General features: G+C 70.4%; 19 protein-coding genes. 6 read left to right on the forward strand and 13 right to left on the reverse strand.

Features of this window, described 5'->3' with window-relative positions; all coding sequences use genetic code 11:
• Nucleotides 1-1,336: NAD(P)H-hydrate dehydratase (locus tag ACZ7EG_RS08415; protein ID WP_471074122.1), on the reverse strand; the 1,336-nt coding region annotated here is incomplete at its 3' end.
• A 174-nt stretch (nucleotides 1,337-1,510) separates the two neighbouring features.
• Between ACZ7EG_RS08415 and ACZ7EG_RS08420 the strand changes: the two genes are divergently transcribed.
• The gene (locus ACZ7EG_RS08420; RefSeq protein ID WP_471074125.1) at nucleotides 1,511-2,665 is read left to right on the forward strand and encodes a hypothetical protein; all 1,155 of its coding nucleotides are present in this window, start codon (nucleotides 1,511-1,513) and stop codon (nucleotides 2,663-2,665) included.
• 254 nt (nucleotides 2,666-2,919) lie between these two features.
• Complete coding sequence (locus ACZ7EG_RS08425) at nucleotides 2,920-3,192, forward strand: hypothetical protein (protein WP_471074129.1); 273 nt, start codon at nucleotides 2,920-2,922, stop codon at nucleotides 3,190-3,192.
• A gap of 8 nt (nucleotides 3,193-3,200) precedes the next feature.
• Here the strand turns inward: ACZ7EG_RS08425 and ACZ7EG_RS08430 are convergent, their stop codons facing one another.
• On the reverse strand, nucleotides 3,201-3,572 hold the full coding sequence (locus ACZ7EG_RS08430; RefSeq protein ID WP_351634246.1) for a holo-ACP synthase: 372 nt from the start codon (nucleotides 3,570-3,572) through the stop codon (nucleotides 3,201-3,203).
• A gap of 155 nt (nucleotides 3,573-3,727) precedes the next feature.
• On the opposite strand from ACZ7EG_RS08430, the gene ACZ7EG_RS08435 reads away from it, so the two are divergent.
• Nucleotides 3,728-4,087, forward strand: coding sequence for a hypothetical protein (locus ACZ7EG_RS08435; RefSeq protein WP_471074132.1), 360 nt, complete (start codon nucleotides 3,728-3,730; stop codon nucleotides 4,085-4,087).
• A 120-nt stretch (nucleotides 4,088-4,207) separates the two neighbouring features.
• Here ACZ7EG_RS08435 and glmS read toward each other — a convergent pair whose 3' ends face one another.
• From glmS to ACZ7EG_RS08450, 3 genes are all read right to left on the reverse strand, one after another.
• A complete protein-coding gene (glmS, locus tag ACZ7EG_RS08440; protein WP_471074135.1) occupies nucleotides 4,208-6,055 on the reverse strand; it encodes a glutamine--fructose-6-phosphate transaminase (isomerizing) in 1,848 nt (615 codons plus the stop codon).
• 94 nt (nucleotides 6,056-6,149) lie between these two features.
• Nucleotides 6,150-6,965 (reverse strand): ABC transporter permease, encoded by an 816-nt coding sequence (locus tag ACZ7EG_RS08445; protein ID WP_471074137.1) that lies wholly within the window; start codon nucleotides 6,963-6,965, stop codon nucleotides 6,150-6,152.
• The gene (locus tag ACZ7EG_RS08450) at nucleotides 6,962-8,080 is read right to left on the reverse strand and encodes an ATP-binding cassette domain-containing protein (RefSeq protein ID WP_471074139.1); all 1,119 of its coding nucleotides are present in this window, start codon (nucleotides 8,078-8,080) and stop codon (nucleotides 6,962-6,964) included. Before ACZ7EG_RS08450 ends, ACZ7EG_RS08445 begins: the two co-directional genes overlap by 4 nt.
• 191 nt (nucleotides 8,081-8,271) lie before the next feature.
• On the opposite strand from ACZ7EG_RS08450, the gene coaA reads away from it, so the two are divergent.
• Both coaA and ACZ7EG_RS08460 read left to right on the forward strand, forming a co-directional pair.
• Nucleotides 8,272-9,240 carry a type I pantothenate kinase gene (gene coaA, locus ACZ7EG_RS08455; RefSeq protein WP_471074874.1) on the forward strand — a complete coding sequence of 323 codons (969 nt, stop codon included), beginning with the start codon at nucleotides 8,272-8,274 and terminating at the stop codon, nucleotides 9,238-9,240.
• A 32-nt stretch (nucleotides 9,241-9,272) separates the two neighbouring features.
• On the forward strand, nucleotides 9,273-10,205 hold the full coding sequence (locus ACZ7EG_RS08460) for a DUF389 domain-containing protein (RefSeq protein WP_471074142.1): 933 nt from the start codon (nucleotides 9,273-9,275) through the stop codon (nucleotides 10,203-10,205).
• Between the two features lie 94 nt (nucleotides 10,206-10,299).
• Here ACZ7EG_RS08460 and glmM read toward each other — a convergent pair whose 3' ends face one another.
• The 4 genes from glmM to ACZ7EG_RS08480 form a co-directional block, all read right to left on the reverse strand.
• The gene (gene glmM, locus ACZ7EG_RS08465) at nucleotides 10,300-11,658 is read right to left on the reverse strand and encodes a phosphoglucosamine mutase (protein ID WP_471074145.1); all 1,359 of its coding nucleotides are present in this window, start codon (nucleotides 11,656-11,658) and stop codon (nucleotides 10,300-10,302) included.
• Between the two features lie 166 nt (nucleotides 11,659-11,824).
• A complete protein-coding gene (gene rpsI, locus ACZ7EG_RS08470; protein ID WP_062928598.1) occupies nucleotides 11,825-12,337 on the reverse strand; it encodes a 30S ribosomal protein S9 in 513 nt (170 codons plus the stop codon).
• A gap of 42 nt (nucleotides 12,338-12,379) precedes the next feature.
• Entirely contained in the window at nucleotides 12,380-12,823 is a 444-nt protein-coding gene (rplM, locus tag ACZ7EG_RS08475; RefSeq protein WP_033308956.1) for a 50S ribosomal protein L13, read from the reverse strand.
• A 217-nt stretch (nucleotides 12,824-13,040) separates the two neighbouring features.
• Entirely contained in the window at nucleotides 13,041-13,352 is a 312-nt protein-coding gene (locus ACZ7EG_RS08480) for a hypothetical protein (protein ID WP_471074148.1), read from the reverse strand.
• 74 nt (nucleotides 13,353-13,426) lie between these two features.
• Between ACZ7EG_RS08480 and ACZ7EG_RS08485 the strand changes: the two genes are divergently transcribed.
• Nucleotides 13,427-14,293 carry a hypothetical protein gene (locus ACZ7EG_RS08485; protein WP_471074151.1) on the forward strand — a complete coding sequence of 289 codons (867 nt, stop codon included), beginning with the start codon at nucleotides 13,427-13,429 and terminating at the stop codon, nucleotides 14,291-14,293.
• Nucleotides 14,294-14,300: 7 nt separating this feature from the next.
• Here the strand turns inward: ACZ7EG_RS08485 and truA are convergent, their stop codons facing one another.
• From truA to rpsK, 4 genes are all read right to left on the reverse strand, one after another.
• Nucleotides 14,301-15,155 carry a tRNA pseudouridine(38-40) synthase TruA gene (gene truA / locus ACZ7EG_RS08490; RefSeq protein ID WP_392363763.1) on the reverse strand — a complete coding sequence of 285 codons (855 nt, stop codon included), beginning with the start codon at nucleotides 15,153-15,155 and terminating at the stop codon, nucleotides 14,301-14,303.
• Between the two features lie 146 nt (nucleotides 15,156-15,301).
• Entirely contained in the window at nucleotides 15,302-15,787 is a 486-nt protein-coding gene (rplQ, locus tag ACZ7EG_RS08495) for a 50S ribosomal protein L17 (protein ID WP_471074155.1), read from the reverse strand.
• Nucleotides 15,788-15,994: 207 nt separating this feature from the next.
• Entirely contained in the window at nucleotides 15,995-17,017 is a 1,023-nt protein-coding gene (locus ACZ7EG_RS08500; RefSeq protein ID WP_003966937.1) for a DNA-directed RNA polymerase subunit alpha, read from the reverse strand.
• 155 nt (nucleotides 17,018-17,172) lie between these two features.
• Nucleotides 17,173-17,577, reverse strand: a complete 405-nt coding sequence (gene rpsK, locus ACZ7EG_RS08505) for a 30S ribosomal protein S11 (RefSeq protein ID WP_003956432.1) — start codon at nucleotides 17,575-17,577, stop codon at nucleotides 17,173-17,175.
• Between the last annotated feature and the right edge of the window lie 26 nt (nucleotides 17,578-17,603).

Raw genomic sequence — 17,603 nt, forward strand, 5'->3', positions numbered from 1 at the left:
CGTGCAGATACGCCCCGACACTCCCCGCATCCACCGCGGACAGCCCCGCCGCCAGCAGCGATCCGCCGAGTCCCGACAGCACGTCCCCGCTCCCGGCGGTGGCCAGCCACCCCGTCCCCGTGGGGTTCACCCGCACCGCGCCGCCTCCCGAGTCGGCCACCAGCGTCGTGGATCCCTTCAGCAGCACGGTCGCCCCGTACCGCCGGGCCAGCTCCCGGACCGCCGTCAGCCGGCTGCCCTCGACCTCCTCCCGGTCCACACCCAGCAGGGCCGCCGCCTCCCCCGCGTGCGGCGTCATGAGCGTCGGCGCGCGCCGCCCCCGCACGACGTCCGCGTCCGCCAGCCGCAGCCCGTCCGCGTCGATCAGCACCGGCACGTCCGCCGCCAGCACCTCCGCCACCGTCACGGCGTCGTCCCCGGCTCCCGGTCCGACGACCCACGCCTGCACCCGCCCGGCGTGCTTCGGCCCCTGGTCCGACACGAGCGTCTCGGGAAACCGCGCGATGACCGCGTCCCCGGCGGGCCCGACGTACCGCACGGCCCCGGCTCCTCCCCGCAGCGCCCCGGAGACGGCGAGCACGGCGGCCCCCGGGTACCGCGCCGACCCCGCGGCGATCCCGACCACACCCCGCCGGTACTTGTCGCTCTCCGCCCGCGGCACCGGCAGCAGCCGGGCCGCGTCCAGGTGCTGCAACGCCTCCAGTTCCGGCTCGGCGGGCAGCTCCAGCCCGATGTCCACCAGCCGCACCGACCCCGCGTACTCCCGCGCGGGGTCGATCAGGAGCCCCGGCTTGTGCGTCCCGAAGGTGACGGTCAGATCGGCCCGCACGGCGATGCCGTGCACCTCCCCGGTGTCGGCGTCGACACCGCTCGGCAGATCGACGGCGACCACGGCTCCCCGCGACCGCCCGGCGGCAGCGGCCAACGGCACCGCGTCCGGCCGCAGCCCGCCCTTCCCCCCGATCCCGACGATCCCGTCGAGGACGAGGTCCGCGTCCTCGACGAGCGCCTCGCCCTGACCGGCCCCCGCGACCCGCCCCCCGGCCCGCCGCAACGCCGCGAGCCCCGCCGCATGCACCCGCTCCGGCGCGAGCAGCACCGCGGTGACCCCGGCCCCCCGCCGGGCCAGCCGGGCCCCCGCGTACAGGGCGTCACCCCCGTTGTCGCCACTGCCGACCAGCAGCGCGACCCTGCTCCCGTACACCCGCCCGAGCAGGTCGGCGCAGGCCGCGGCGAGCCCGGCGGCGGCGCGTTGCATCAGCGCCCCCTCCGGCAGCCGCGCCATCAGCTCCCGTTCGGCGTTCCGGACCGTCTCCACGCTGTACGCAGTACGCATGCGGTCGAGTTTCCCGCAGGACCGCCGGGCCACTCCCCCTCACACGCACCTCCCGCACCTCCCCGCTCTGCGATCCGTGTCGCGTCCATTGACGCTTTACCGGCCCTTTGCCAGACTCCCGGCCGCGCAGAAAGCGCTTGCGCACCCCCCACATCCGACGAAACCGAGGCCCCCATGGGACGCAGAGCCGCATTACTCGCCGCCGTCGCCGCCACCGCCCTCCTCACCGCGGCCGGCACCCTGACCGCCCCCGCCACGGCCGTCCCCACGCGCGCGCTGGCCTGCGGAGACGGCTCCTACCAGGCCGAGGCCGTGCAGAGCGGCGGCACCTGGACCGCCCGGCGCGGCGGCAGCACGGTCTACACCGGCACCGACATGCGCGCGGCCGTCCAGGCCGCGGTCAACAGCCTCACCTCCGGGCGCACGACGAAGGAACGGGTCGTGGTCCGCGGCTCGGGTTCGGTCTCCGCGGGCTCGCGCATCTCCCTGCCGAGTTACACGATCCTCGACGTCTGCGGCACGATCGACGTCACCGGCAGCGGCTCGGGCGACCAGGCGCCGGTCTACTCGCGCGGCACCCGCGACGTCGAGGTCCAGAACCTCAGGCTCACCGGCACCCCGCTGTACGGCATCTTCCTGCGCAACGTCCAGAACGTGGTGCTCGGCCGGATCGACATGCGCCTCTCCCGCGGCCTGGGCGTCCGCATCGACAACCGCGGCGACACCAGCCAGTGGACGCGCAACGTCCGCATCGACGATGTCTACGTCTCCGGCGCGTCCAGCCACGCGGTCGAGACCTACGGCGTCGACGGTCTCACCATCGGCACGGTGACGGCCCGCAACGTAGGCGAGTCGGGTCTGCTGCTCAACCAGACCGTCAACGCCAGTGTCACGAAGGTGGACGCCGAGAACGCCGGCACGGGCACCGGTTACGCCGCCTTCCGCATGGCCAACCGCAACGGCCGGATCGGCAGCGGCTACCCCACCAACATCCGCGTCGGCGAGGTCGTCGCGCGCGGCGGCGGACGCGGCGTGTTCTGCGTCTCGGAGAGCGGCGGGGCCGTCATCGAGAAGGTGACGCTCTCCCGGACCGGCAACAACTCGGTCCTGATCGAGAACTGCTACAACGTCAGCCTCGCGGCCCGGAGCGGCACGATCACGGGCGGCGGCGAGCTGCGCCTGGCCGCCCGCTCGGAGTTCCCCAACAACAGGGACATCACCATCCAGAACCTGACGGTCACCGATGCGGCCATCAGGGAGAGCCCGTGCGGCGAGAACACGACGTTCCGCAACATCACGCGGGTGAACAGCAGCCAGTCGATCTGCTGACCCGGCACCCCGAAGCCCCCGTCCGCACAGGCGGGGCTTCGGGGCACAGCCGGACCCCCCGTCCGCACAGGCGGGGCTTCGGGGCACAGCCGGACCCCCCGTCCGCACGGGCGGGGCTTCGGGGCACAGCCGGACCCTCCGTCCGCACAGGCGGGGCTTCGGGGTGCAGCCGGACCCGTATTCCCCCCGGACCGCGCCCGGGCGTATGATCGAGCCGTGTTTTGAACTCGTTCAAAAAGGGGGACCGGCGAGACATGACCAGTTCGACGACATCCAGGCAAACAGACAGCCCCGCCACCGCCCTGGGCCCCACGGCCCTGGTCCTCGGCACCGTCTCGGCCGTGGGCACCTGGGCGTTCCTGTTCCCGTGGACGGTCCTGGCCGGAGCGCTCGCGATGACGTTCGGCGCGATGGGCCTCCACCACGCCCGCAGGGGCATGGGCCGGATGTGGCCGGCGGCGGCCGGTGCGACCCTGGGCGCGATCGGCTTCATCGGCACGGTCACGCTGATCTGGTCCCTGTCCTAGAGGTGCTCTCACCCCTCCGCGATGACCACCGCGGAGGCGACGCCCGCATCGTGACTCAGCGACACGTGCCAGCTCCGCACGCCGAGTTCGGCGGCCCGGGCGGCCACCGTCCCGGTCACCCGCAGCCAGGGCCGCCCGGTGTCCTCGACACACACCTCGGCGTCGGTCCACAGCAGCCCCGGCGGAGCACCGAGCGCCTTGGCCAACGCCTCCTTGGCCGCGAACCGCGCGGCGAGCGAGGCAGCCCCCCGCCGCTCCCCGCTGGGCAGCAGCAACTCCCGCTCCAGGAACAGCCGCCCGGCCAGCGCGGGCGTGCGCTCCAGTGAAGCCGCGAACCGCTCGATCTCGGCAACGTCGATGCCGACCCCGATGATGCTCATGGGCAGCACCCTACGGTGACGGGCCGGATCCGGCGCGAACGGCTCCCGGGCACCGCCCGGTCGACCCTGTGATCCTCAACTCTACGCCCCCGCTACAGAGTTCGCGCTGACCGCGATGTGCAAACGGCATCGCACCAAACGGGAGGACACCGTCCATGAAGTTCAAGTCGCTGGGGACCGCGGCCAGTGCCATAGCTCTCCTCGCCACGGCCCTCACCGGCACCGTCGCCACCGCCGGGACCGCCGCCGCGGCGACGCGGCCCGACTGCAGCAGCGCGCTGACCAACGTGAAGCCCAAGGCGACCGTCAACCTCCGCAGCCAGCCCAAGACGAGCTCGACCGCTCTCGGCACCTGGGGCAAGGGCCAGAAGGGCGGCATCTGCTTCGGCGGCAGCAAGCCCGTCACGGGCGGCAGCTACACGGCGTGCGGCAAGACGAGCAACAAGTGGTACTTCGGCGGCCCCAACAGCACCAGCGTGGAAGGCTGGGTCCCGGCGACCTGCCTGCCTGTCTGAGCCGTGCGCCTGACGGCCTGACCGGCTGATCCGAGGGGCGAAGGGCATCCGGCCCTTCGCCCCTTCCGCTCACTCCGGCTGCCCGCTCACTCCGGCTACCCGCTCACTCCGGCGGCCCGCTCACTCCACCGTCACCGACTTGGCGAGGTTCCGGGGCTGGTCCACCTCGTTGCCGCGGGCCGTCGCCAGCTCACAGGCGAACACCTGCAGCGGCACCGTCGCGACGAGCGGCTGCAGCAGGGTCGGCGTGGCGGGAATCCGGACCAGGTGATCCGCGTACGGCACGACCGCCTCGTCGCCCTCCTCCGCGATCACGATCGTCCGCGCGCCGCGCGCCCGGATCTCCTGGATGTTGGACACGATCTTGTCGTGCAGCACCGACCGGCCGCGCGGCGAGGGCACCACCACGACCACCGGCAGGTCCTCCTCGATCAGGGCGATCGGCCCGTGCTTCAGCTCCCCTGCCGCGAACCCCTCCGCGTGCATGTAGGCGAGTTCCTTGAGTTTCAGCGCGCCTTCGAGCGCCACCGGATAGCCCACGTGCCGCCCGAGGAACAGCACCGTCTTCTTGGACGCCAGCGTGCGTGCCAGCTCCCGCACCGGCTCCATCGTGCCCAGCACCTCCTCCACCGCACCGGCGATGGATGACAGGTCGCGGATCACCGCCCGGACCTCGTCGCCCCACTTCGTGCCGCGCACCTGGCCCAGGTACAGGGCGACCAGGTAGCACGCCACGAGCTGCGTCAGGAACGCCTTGGTCGAGGCGACGGCCACCTCCGGCCCGGCGTGCGTGTACAGCACCGCGTCCGACTCGCGTGGGATCGTCGAACCGTTGGTGTTGCAGATCGCCAGCACCCTGGAGCCCTGCTCACGGGCGTGCCGCAGCGCCATCAGCGTGTCCATGGTCTCGCCCGACTGGGAGATGGCGATCACCAGCGTCTGCGCGTCGAGGATGGGGTCCCGGTAGCGGAACTCGCTCGCCAGCTCCACCTCGCAGGGCAGCCGCGTCCAGTGCTCGATCGCGTACTTGGCGATCATCCCGGCGTGGAAGGCCGTACCGCAGGCGACGATGACGACCTTGTCGATCTCCCGCAGCGCCCCCTGCGGGATCCGCACCTCGTCCAGCGTCAGCGACCCGGAACCGTCGACCCGGCCCAGGAGCGTGTCGGCGACCGCCTTGGGCTGCTCGGCGATCTCCTTGAGCATGAAGTAGTCGTAGCCGCCCTTCTCCGCGGCCGACGCGTCCCAGTCGACGTGGTACGACCGTACGTCGGCCGGGCGTCCGTCGAAGCCCGTCACGGTCACGCCGTCCCGGCGCAGCTCCACCACCTGGTCCTGCCCGAGCTCGATCGCCGAGCGCGTGTGGGCGATGAACGCGGCGACGTCCGACGCGAGGAAGGCCTCGCCGTCCCCGACACCGACCACCAGCGGCGAGTTACGCCGCGCGCCCACGACCACGTCCGGCTCGTCGGCATGCACGGCGACCAGCGTGAAGGCGCCCTCCAGCCGCCGGCACACCAGCCGCATCGCCTCGGTGAGATCCGCGCAGGCGGAGAACTCCTCGGCGAGCAGGTGCGCCACCACCTCGGTGTCCGTCTCGGAGGACAGCTCGTGGCCGCGCTCCGCCAGCTCGGCCCGCAGCAGGGCGAAGTTCTCGATGATGCCGTTGTGCACCACCGCGACCCGTCCCGCGTTGTCGATGTGCGGGTGGGCGTTGGTGTCCGTCGGCCCGCCGTGCGTGGCCCAACGGGTGTGCCCGATGCCCGTCGCGCCGGTCGGCAGCGGTCTGCCGTCCAGTTCCTTCTCCAGGTTGAGCAGCTTGCCGGCCTTCTTCGCCGTCGCCAGCCCCCCGTCGGCCAGGACGGCGACGCCCGCCGAGTCGTATCCCCGGTACTCCAGCCGCTTCAGACCGGCCATGACCACATCGAGCGCCGACTGCGGCCCCACGTATCCCACGATTCCGCACATGAGCCGCAGCCTACGGGCCGACGCTCTCGGAAAACCCCTTCAGCGTGCCCGGATTCGGAAATAATGCAGCCTTCCGTGACCCGTGCGACGGGGCTCAGACCTTCGCCCGGTAAGCCCCCATGGCCAGCGGATAGAACACCAGCGCGATACCCGCCGCCCACACCAGCGACCACATCACCGGCTCCGCGACCGCCCCGCCCAGCAACAGCCCCCGGAACGCGTCCGACAGATGCGTCACCGGATTGACGTCACTCCACGCCTGGAGCCACCCGGGCATCGTGTCGACGACGACGAACGCGCTGCTGGTGAAGGTGATCGGGAAGATGATCGTGAAGGCGAACGCCTGGACCTTCTCGGCGTCGCCGGCCAGCATCCCGATCAGCACCGCGCCCCAGGACACGGCCGCGGCGAACACCACCACCAGCAGCGTGCCGAGCAGGAATCCGCCGAATCCGCCGGTGATGCGGAAGCCGAGCGCCAAGCCGAGGCCGATCATCAGCAGCAGCGCCCACAGGTGCTTCGCGAGGTCTGCGGTGATCCGGCCGATGAGCGGGGCGGAGCGGGCGATGGGCAGGCTGCGCAGCCGGTCGAAGACGCCCTTGGTGAGGTCGGTGTTGAGTGCCATCGCCGTGTACATCGTCATGAACAGGGTGTTCTGCACGATGATCCCGGGCAGCGCGTACTTCAGATAGGCATCGGGCGAGCCCGCCATCTGCCCGCCCAGCACGTAGGTGAACAGGAACACGAACATGATCGGCGTGATGCTGTAGTCGACCAGTTCGAGCGGGTTGTGCTTGACGGCGACCAGGCTCCGCCAGGCCATCGTGAGGGTCTGCCGCACCCCCGCCAGGGGCGGCACCCGGCCCGACGCGGTGACCGGTGCGGTGAGGCTGGTGGCGGTGGCGGTCATGACCGGCTCACCGCCTTCTCCATCCCGTCGTCGTCACGGACGGAATCGTCGTCGCGGACGGAATCGTCGTCATGGACGGAATCGTCGTCGCGGACGGAATCGTCGTCATGGACGGAATCGTCGTCGCGGACGGAATCGTCGTCGTCACGGACGGCCGCACCCCCGTCCTCCTCGGCCTCGCCCGGCTCCGCACGGTGGCCGGTCAGGGAGAGGAAGACCTCGTCGAGCGAGGAGCGGCGCAGGGCCAGCTCACCGACCGCGATGCCCTCACGGTCCAGCGCGCGCACCACGGCCGGCATCAGCTCGGGGTCCTTCACCGGGGCGGTGACCGTCTCGCCCTCGATCCGGGCCTGAGGCCCCGCGGCCCCGACCACCAGCGCGTGTGCCCGCGCGAGGTCCTGCCCGACGATCGGCCTGAGCTCCAGCACCTGGCCTCCGACCTGTGCCTTCAACTGGTCCGGCGTGCCCTCGGCGATCACGCGGCCCTTGTCGATCACCACGATGTCGTCGGCGAGGACATCGGCCTCGTTCAGATACTGCGTGGTCAGCAAGGCGGTAGCACCGTCCGCGACCAGGCCGCGCAGCATGTCCCACAGCTCACCGCGGCTGTGCGGATCGAGACCGGTGGTCGGCTCGTCGAGGAAGAGGATGCTGGGCCGGCCGACGAGGCTGGCCGCGAGATCCAGGCGTCTGCGCATGCCGCCCGAGAAGGTCTTCGCCGCCCGCCCGGCCGCGTGGGTCAGCTGGAACCGCTCCAGCAGTTCACCGGCCCGCGCCTTCGCCTCCCGCCTCGGCAGACCCAGCAGCCTGCCGATGAGCAGCAGGTTCTCCGTACCGGTCAGGTTCTCGTCGACCGCGGCATACTGCCCGGTCAGCCCGACGAGGGAGCGTACGACTCCGGCCTCCCGGACCACGTCGTGGCCGGCCACCCGGGCCCTGCCCCGGTCCGGGCGCAGCAGTGTCGCGAAGATCCGCACCGCGGTCGTCTTTCCCGCGCCGTTGGGGCCCAGCAGCCCGAGCACCGTGCCCCTGCGGGCCGCCAGGTCGACACCGGCCAGCGCCTCGGTCTCCTTGAACCGCTTGACCAGACCTTCCGCCTCTATCGCGTACGTCATGGATACCCCCAGGCGTTCGTGGACCCCGGACCGGGCCCACTTCTCCCACAACTGTGACGCACACCACTGACATTCCACCGGTATCGGATTTCTCCGGGAGGAAGTGGGGCGAAAGGCTCGGGTGACGGATCCCACCTCACCATCCGTTCGTACGCCCGTAACAATGGACTGTGATCTCTCCGGTCTCCTCGATGCCCCGGAGCGCCCACCGGCCCCGCCCGGAGGCGACTCCCTACGTCGACCTCACCCGAGCCGAGTGGAGCGCGCTGCGTGACAAGACGCCGCTTCCGCTGACGGCCGAGGAGGTCGAGAAGCTGCGCGGTCTCGGCGACGTGATCGACCTCGACGAGGTGCGGGACATCTACCTCCCGCTGTCCAGACTTCTCAACCTCTACGTCGGTGCCACCGACGGCCTCAGAGGGGCGCTGAACACGTTCCTGGGCGAGCAGGGCTCCCAGTCGGGCACCCCGTTCGTCATAGGGGTCGCCGGTTCGGTCGCCGTGGGCAAGTCGACGGTCGCCCGCCTCCTGCAGGCCCTGCTCTCGCGCTGGCCGGAGCACCCGCGCGTCGAGCTGGTCACCACCGACGGTTTCCTGCTGCCCACAAAGGATCTCCAGGCCCGCGGCCTGATGTCCCGCAAGGGCTTCCCGGAGTCCTACGACCGCCGGGCCCTGACCCGTTTCGTCGCCGACATCAAGGCCGGCAAGAACGAGGTCACCGCGCCCGTCTACTCCCACCTGATCTACGACATCGTCCCCGACAAGAGGCTCACGGTCCGCCGCCCCGACATCCTGATCGTCGAGGGCCTGAACGTCCTCCAGCCGGCCCTGCCCGGCAAGGACGGCCGCACCCGCGTCGGTCTCGCCGACTACTTCGACTTCAGCGTGTACGTCGACGCCCGCGTCGAGGACATCGAGACCTGGTACCTCAACCGCTTCCGCAAGCTGCGCGCGACCGCCTTCCAGAACCCGTCCTCGTACTTCCGCAAATACACCCAGGTCTCGGAGGAGGAGGCCCTGGACTACGCCCGGACGATGTGGCGCACGATCAACCGGCCCAACCTGGTGGAGAACATCGCGCCCACCCGCGGCCGCGCCGCCCTCGTCGTGCGCAAGGGCCCGGACCACAAGGTGCAGCGGCTGAGTCTGCGCAAGCTGTGACGCCCGGGGGAAAGACCGGTTAGATGGGCGCCATGCTCCATCTGCGTCTGATCACACCGGCCGCCAGAACCGACGAGGTGGTCCTGCTGATCGAGAAGACGGTCGGCACCACCCACCTCGTCGTACTGCCGGGCGCCGCCCGCGACCCCGCCGGAGACGTGGTGATGTGCGACGTGGCCCGCGAGGCGGGCGACGAACTCGTCACCGGGCTGCGGGAACTGGGCATCGACACCACCGGTTCCATCGCCGTCGAGTCCATCGACCTGTCCCTGTCCGAGCGGGCCGACAAGGCGGAGGCGGATGCGCCGGGCGAGGGGTCCGACGCGGTCCTGTGGGAGCACCTGTCCGACGCGACGCACGAGGAGTCCACCCTCTCCGTCACGTACCTGGCCTTCATCACGCTCGCCACGATGATCGCGGCCTGCGGCGTGGTCCTGGACAACTCGATTCTGATCGTCGGAGCCATGGCGGTGGGCCCGGAGTTCGGCCCCCTCGCGGGAATCAGCACCTCGATGGTCCGCCGCCAGCCGCGCCTCGCCGCGCGCTCGCTCATCGCCCTGCTGGTGGGCTTCGCGGCGGCGATGGCGGTGACGGTCGCCTTCAGTCTCTTCATGGACGCCATCGGCCTCTTCACCGAGGCCCAGCTGGAGGCCGACCGCCCCAACACCGGCTTCATCTACGCCCCCGACCGGCTGTCCTTCGTCGTGGCGGTCCTGGCCGGCATCGCCGGCACCCTCTCCCTGACCTCGGCCAAATCGGGCGCCCTGGTGGGCGTGGCCATCTCGGTGACCACGATCCCGGCCGCGGCGAACGCCGCCGTGGCGCTGAGCTACGGCGACACGAAACAGACGTGGGGCTCCACGGAGCAGCTCCTGCTGAACCTGCTGGGCATCATCCTCGCGGGCACCCTGACACTGGCGGCCCAGAGATGGCTCTGGTCCAGGCAGCCCAAGAACACGCCCTAGGGGCAGCGCCCCCAGGGGCGCGGGGAACTGCGCGACGAGCCACGGACAACCTGCGGCTCACCGACGACCGCAGTCCCCACCCCCTGCCCGTTCACTAACCGAGCGCGGACTTCACCGCATCGGCAAGCCGCCCGGCCACGGACCGGGCCTGCTCGATGTCGGCCGCCTCCACCATCACCCGGACCAACGGCTCGGTCCCGGAGGGCCGCAGCAGCACGCGCCCGGTCGCCCCGAGCTCCCGCTCCGCGTCCGAAACCGCCACCGACAGCTCCGCGGACGTCGCCACCCGCGTCCGGTCGACGTCGGGCACATTGATCAGCACCTGCGGCAGCCGGTCCATGACGGCGGCGAGCTCGCGCAGCGTACGCCCGCTCTGCGCCACCCGAGCCGCCAGCAGCAGCCCGGTCAGCGTCCCGTCGCCGGTCGTCGCGTGGTCGAGGATGATCACGTGCCCGGACTGCTCGCCGCCGAGGGCGAACCCGTGCTCCTTCATCTCCTCGAGCACGTACCGGTCACCGACGCCGGTCTGCACCAGCCGGATGCCCTCGCGCTCCATGGCGAGCTTGAAGCCGAGGTTGGACATCACCGTGGCGACGACCGTCTCGGACCGCAGCGCGGAGCGCTCCCGCATCGCCAGCGCGAGCACGGCGAGGATCTGGTCCCCGTCCACCTCCGCACCGGTGTGGTCGACGGCGAGGCAGCGGTCGGCGTCGCCGTCGTGCGCGATACCGAGATCGGCTCCGTGCTCGACGACGGCGGCCTTGATCTTGTCCAGGTGAGTCGAGCCGCACCCGTCGTTGATGTTGAGCCCGTCGGGCTCGGCCCCGATGGTGACGACCTCGGCACCGGCCTGCTGGAACGCCTCGGGCGAGACCCGGGCGGCGGCGCCGTGCGCCTCGTCCAGGACGACCTTCAGCCCGTCGAGCCGGTTCGGCAGGGCACCCAGCAGATGCGCGACGTACCGGTCGGAGCCCTCTTCGTAGGCGCGTACGCGGCCCACGCCGGACCCGGTCGGCCGGTCCCACGGGGCACCGGTGCGGTGCTCCTCGTAGACGGACTCGATGCGGTCCTCCAGCTCGTCGGCGAGCTTGTGCCCGCCGCGGGCGAAGAACTTGATGCCGTTGTCCGGCATGGCGTTGTGGCTGGCGGAGAGCATCACACCGAGGTCGGCGCCGAGCTCCCCGGTCAGGTACGCCACGGCGGGCGTCGGCAGCATGCCGACCCGCAGGACGTCCACGCCGGCGCTGGCGAGGCCCGCGACCACGGCGGCTTCCAGGAACTCCCCGGACGCACGGGGGTCACGCCCGACCACGGCCTTCGGCCGGTGTCCCTCGAACGTGCCCGCCTCGGCCAGTACGTGTGCCGCGGCCACGGAGAGGCCCAGGGCCATTTCCGCCGTCAGATCCGCGTTGGCGACACCGCGCACGCCGTCCGTGCCGAAGAGTCGTCCCACAGTGGTGTCCTCCGAATTGCTGAAGAGAATGCGGCTCACATCCCCGAGTACACCCCCTGAGACTGTCCGGGGGCTGTAGGGGTTGTGTAAACGAAACCGCCCCGGCAGCACAACCGTGCCGCCGGGGCGATCGTTGCGAAGCCAGTCGCCAGGACGGGCGTCGCGTTTAGCGCTTGCTGTACTGCGGAGCCTTGCGGGCCTTCTTCAGACCGGCCTTCTTGCGCTCGACCGCACGGTCGTCGCGCTTGAGGAAGCCGGCCTTCTTCAGCGGGCCGCGGTTGTTGTCGACGTCCGCCTCGTTCAGCGCACGGGCGACACCGAGACGGAGCGCACCGGCCTGACCGGAGACACCGCCGCCGGAGATGCGGGCGACGACGTCGTAGCGGTCGTCGAGCTCGAGCACCTTGAAGGGCTCGTTGACTTCCTGCTGGTGCACCTTGTTCGGGAAGTAGTCCTCGAGGGTGCGACCGTTGATCTTCCACTTGCCGGTGCCCGGGACGATCCGGACGCGGGCGATGGCGTTCTTGCGACGGCCCAGGCCGGCGGCCGGCTGGGGCTCGCCGAAGCGGGAGGCCATGGACTCCGAGGTGTACTCGCCCTCGACGGGGACCTCGGACTCGGTGGTGTAGCTGTCGATGTCGATCTCTTCGAGCGGCTGCTCGGCAGTGGTCTCGGCCACGATGCTCCTCAGATTCTCTTCAGTCTTAGGGGGTGGCCGGACTTACTGCGCGACCTGGGTGATCTCGAACGGCTGCGGCTGCTGCGCGCCGTGCGGGTGCTGGTCACCCTTGTAGACCTTCAGCTTCGAGAGCATCTGACGGCCCAGCGTGTTCTTGGGGAGCATGCCCTTGACGGCCTTCTCGATGGCCTTCTCGGGGTTCTTGTCGAGCAGCTCGTCGTAACGGACGGAGCGCAGACCACCCGGGTAGCCGGAGTGGCGGTACGCCATCTTCTGGGTCCGCTTGTTGCCGGACAGGTGCACCTTGTCCGCGTTGATGATGATGACGAAGTCACCAGCGTCGACGTGGGGGGCATAGATCGGCTTGTGCTTGCCCCGGAGGAGCGTCGCGGCAGTGGTGGCGAGACGACCCAGGACAACGTCCTGAGCGTCGATGACGTGCCACTGGCGCGTCACATCGCCGGGCTTGGGGCTGTACGTACGCACGGTTCGTAGCCTTCGCTTCGAGTGAATGGTCCATAACTGGTCACCGAAACGATCACGACAGCCTGGACCGCACTGCGGCGACGCATACCGCGTACGTGGGGTCGCTGGTCATCGGCCCGGTGGACCGGTGTAAGGGCCCGTCCCGTGAGAATGAGCAAGCCAATACACAACGAACAAGCAGAATACCGGGGCACACCACAAGGGTCAAAACGCGGTATCACCGCAGCCGCTCGGTCACCGCAAGGTACAGGGCGGCACACAGCGTGACAACCCTGCGCACCGTCCGCCGTCGCGGCCGCCGTACATACGGAAACACCGACGAGACGACCGCGTCCACGGCGACCGCGGCGCACCACCGCAGCACGGACCCGCCTGCGCGCGGACGACGGACCGCCCCCAGCGCCCCCACCACGACCGACGGCCACACCCCGGCCGCGAGGGCCGGCCAGAACGGCAGACACCCCAGCAGCACCACGGTCGGCAGCAGTCGCCCCAACCACCCGCAGATGTCGCTTTTGCCCGTGCGCATAGGAGGAACGCTAGGGGTTCGGGAGCCCAACCGGGCGGACCAGCACACCCCTTGTCCCGTCTAAGATGCGCCCCATGAGCTTTGGGCAGGGGGGACCTCAGTCCCAGTGGGATCCCTGGAAACCGCAGTCGCAGCAGCCCTGGAACAGCGGGGGCGGCCAGTCTCCGGACTGGGCAGCGCTCGCTGAGGCCTCCGAGGCCCGCAACAAGCGACGACGGGTCCTGCTGATCGGCGGCGGCGCGTTCGCCACGGTGGCGATCGGCACCGCCGTCGCGGTGGCCGTCGTCTCGGCGGGCGGCGACAACCAGGGCACCCCGGCCTCGCTGCCCTCGTCCGACATCCCGAGCCAGTCCGCCTCGGCCCCGTCCTTCGCCCCGACCAGCGCCCCGCCGCCGCTGGACCCGAAGGACTTCATCGCCAGCGCGAAGAAGGACAAGGCCCCGCTCAGCCCGGACACTCTCTTCCCGGGCACCCAGCTCACCATGGGCGAGACGGTCTACAAGAAGGGCCCCACGGCGGACACGAGGAACTGCGCCTCGCCGGCCGGCGGCACCCTCCCCAAGATCCTCACCGGGAACGACTGCACCCGTCTGATGCGGGTGACCTACGTCAAGGACGGCATCGCGGTGACGATCGGCGTGGCCGTCTTCGACACCGAGGCACAGGCCGCCAAGGCAAGGAGCCAGAGCACCAAGAAGAGCTTCATCAAGTCGCTCTCCGGCGGCGGCGTGAAGCCCTTCTGCGAGTCCGGCTTCTGCCGCACGACCAGCAACTCCTACGGCCGCTACGCCTACTTCGGCATCACCGGCTTCACCAGCGGCAAGGACGTGACGCCCAAGGACACCGCGGTCTACCGCACCGGGGACGACCTGGCCCAGTTCACGTTCAACCAGATCCGCCGCCGCGGCGAGGCCCAGGCCTCGGCCGCGGCCGACGAGTGAGCCGACGTCAGCAGCATCCGGCCGACGGCAGCGACCGCTTGTTCCGCGCCTCCTTGCTGCGCGCGGCGAGCAGTTCGTCGGCCGGGTAGCCGACCTCCTCCAGCGTCAGCCCGTGCGGCCGTACGACGTGCACCGCCGAGTCCCGTACACCGGCCGCCAGCACTTTCCCCGGCCAGTCGGCCGGACGGTGCCCGTCGCCCACGAACAGCAGCGCCCCGATGAGCGAGCGCACCATGTTGTGGCAGAAGGCGTCGGCCCGCACGGTGGCCGTGATGATCCCGTCGTCACCGCGCACCAGGCTCAGCTCCTGGAGCGTGCGGATGGTGGTGGCGCCCTCGCGCTTCTTGCAGTAGGCGGCGAAGTCGTGCTCGCCCAGCAGCCCCCGGGCGGCCTCGTTCATGGCCGCGACGTCGAGGGGCCAGTCGTGCCACAGCACATGGCTGCGCAGCAGCGGGTCGACGCCCCCGGGGTTGTCGGTGACCCGGTAGGCGTACCGCCTCCAGACCGCCGAGAAACGGGCGTTGAAGCCGCTGGGCGCCTCCCTGAGGGCCCAGACCCGTACGTCCCGGGGCAGCCGGCCGGCCAGCCGCTTCAGCAGCTTCTGGTGGTGCTCGGCCCACACCTCACGCGGCAGATCCACATGCGCGACCTGCCCCCGCGCGTGCACCCCGGCATCGGTACGCCCCGCGACGGTCAGCTCGTACGTCTCACGCGACCGCGTCACGGTCCGCAGGGCGTCCTCGATCTCCCCCTGTACGGTCCGCCGCCCCCCGGCCTGCTTGGCCCATCCGGAGAACTCACTCCCGTCGTACGACAGATCGAGCCGGACCCGGACGTGGCCGGCCTCTACTTCGTCACTCACCCCAGGATCCTCTCACCAACACAAAGGCGGGCCCGCCCCCTGAAAAAGGGAACGGACCCGCCAACACGCCCTTCAGGGGCGCGGGGAACTGCGCGAACAGCCACGACGAACCGCAAGCCGCCTGCGGACAGCCCCCGGCAGAACGCTTACGCGTCCTTGGACTCCTCGGCGTCCTCGGCCTTGGTCGTGTCGACCTGAGCCTCAGTGGCCTCGGCGTCCTTCGCGGCGCGCTTCGTCGCGGCCTCGGCCTCGCCCGTCGCCTCCTGCGCCACCGTCAGCGCCTCGACCAGCTCGATGACGGCCATGGGCGCGTTGTCGCCACGGCGGTTACCGATCTTGGTGATGCGGGTGTAGCCACCCGGACGGTTCTCGTAGCGCGGGCCGATCTCGGTGAAGAGCGTGTGCACGATGCTCTTGTCCGTGATGACCTGGAGCACCTGACGGCGGTTGTGAAGGTCGCCCTTCTTCGCCTTGGTGACCAGACGCTCGGCGTACGGCCGCAGCTTGCGGGCCTTCGCCTCGGTGGTGGTGATACGACCGTGCTCGAAGAGCGACTTCGCGAGGTTCGCGAGGAGGAGCTTCTCGTGCGCGGCGCTGCCGCCCATACGGGCACCCTTGGTGGGCTTCGGCATGGTGTTTCTCCTAGGTGTCTGCCCCGGCCGTATCAGGTACCGGGGTCAGTATCCGAGCGAGCGGTTGCCCGTCGGAGATCCGGACGGAGCCCCGAAGGGGCCCGCCCGGAAGGGGCGCGGGGCGGCGTCGATATGCGACTCCGTCGCGTGGGCGCGACAAGCCACAGCGCACCCGCACCCGAGTACGGACCGTAAAAGCCCGAGCTCTTAGTACTGCTCGGTCTCGACGAACCCGGCGTCCGCGTCGTCGTCCGCACCGAAGGCGTCCGCGGCGGCGGTCGGGTCGAATCCGGGCGGGCTGTCCTTCAGGGCCAGGCCCATGCCGGCCAGCTTCGCCTTGACCTCGTCGATCGACTTCGCACCGAAGTTGCGGATGTCGAGCAGGTCCGCCTCGGAACGGGCGACGAGCTCACCCACGGAGTGGATGCCCTCGCGCTTGAGGCAGTTGTACGACCGAACGGTGAGCTCCAGCTCCTCGATCGGCAGCGCCAGATCGGCGGCCAGGGCGGCGTCCGTCGGGGACGGGCCCATGTCGATGCCCTCGGCGTCGATGTTGAGCTCGCGGGCCAGACCGAACAGCTCGACCAGGGTCTTGCCGGCCGACGCCATGGCGTCACGCGGGCGCATGGCCTGCTTGGTCTCGACGTCGACGATCAGCTTGTCGAAGTCGGTCCGCTGCTCGACACGCGTGGCCTCGACCTTGTACGTGACCTTCAGCACCGGCGAGTAGATCGAGTCGACCGGGATCCGGCCGATCTCCTGGCCGACCTGCTTGTTCTGCACGGCGGAGACGTAACCGCGGCCACGCTCGACCGTGAGCTCCATCTCCAGCTTGCCTTTGCCGTTGAGCGTGGCCAGGACCAGGTCGGGGTTGTGCACCTCGACACCGGCCGGGGGCGCGATGTCGGCAGCGGTGACCAGACCCGGACCCTGCTTGCGCAGGTACATCACGACCGGCTCGTCGTGCTCCGAGGAGACGACCAGCTGCTTGATGTTGAGGATCAGGTCGGTGACGTCCTCCTTGACGCCCGGCACGGTGGTGAACTCGTGCAGGACACCGTCGATGCGGATGCTGGTGACAGCGGCACCGGGGATCGACGACAGGAGGGTGCGGCGCAGGGAGTTGCCGAGGGTGTAACCGAAGCCCGGCTCCAGCGGCTCGATCACGAACCGGGAGCGGAACTCGTCGACGACCTCTTCGGTCAAAGACGGACGCTGAGCAATCAGCATGTGTGGATCAGATCCTTCTTTCGTGGACGCCCGCTATTTGACGCCCGACGGAAACCGCACCGGGAAAAGCGCGGGTACTGCAAGGGTACGGGCGATACGGCCCTTTTACGGAGCCGTACCGCCCGGAACCACGGTCTGCGTGCAGCAGCCTCGCGTCAGACGCGGCGGCGCTTCGGCGGACGGCAGCCGTTGTGCGGGGTCGGGGTGACGTCCTGGATGGAGCCGACCTCGAGGCCCGTGGCCTGCAGGGAGCGGATCGCGGTCTCACGACCGGAACCCGGGCCCTTCACGAACACGTCGACCTTGCGCATGCCGTGCTCCTGGGCGCGGCGGGCAGCCGACTCGGCGGCCATCTGCGCGGCGAACGGCGTGGACTTCCGGGAGCCCTTGAAGCCGACGTGGCCGGCGGAGGCCCAGGAGATCACGTTGCCGGACGGGTCCGTGATCGAGACGATCGTGTTGTTGAACGTGCTCTTGATGTGCGCGTGGCCGTGAGCGACGTTCTTCTTTTCCTTGCGGCGCACCTTCTTGGCAGCGCCCTGACGACCCTTGGGGGGCATCTATAACTCCTACGGGAGGTGGTCGG

It is taken from the genome of Streptomyces sp. NPDC037100 (genome assembly GCF_055606225.1).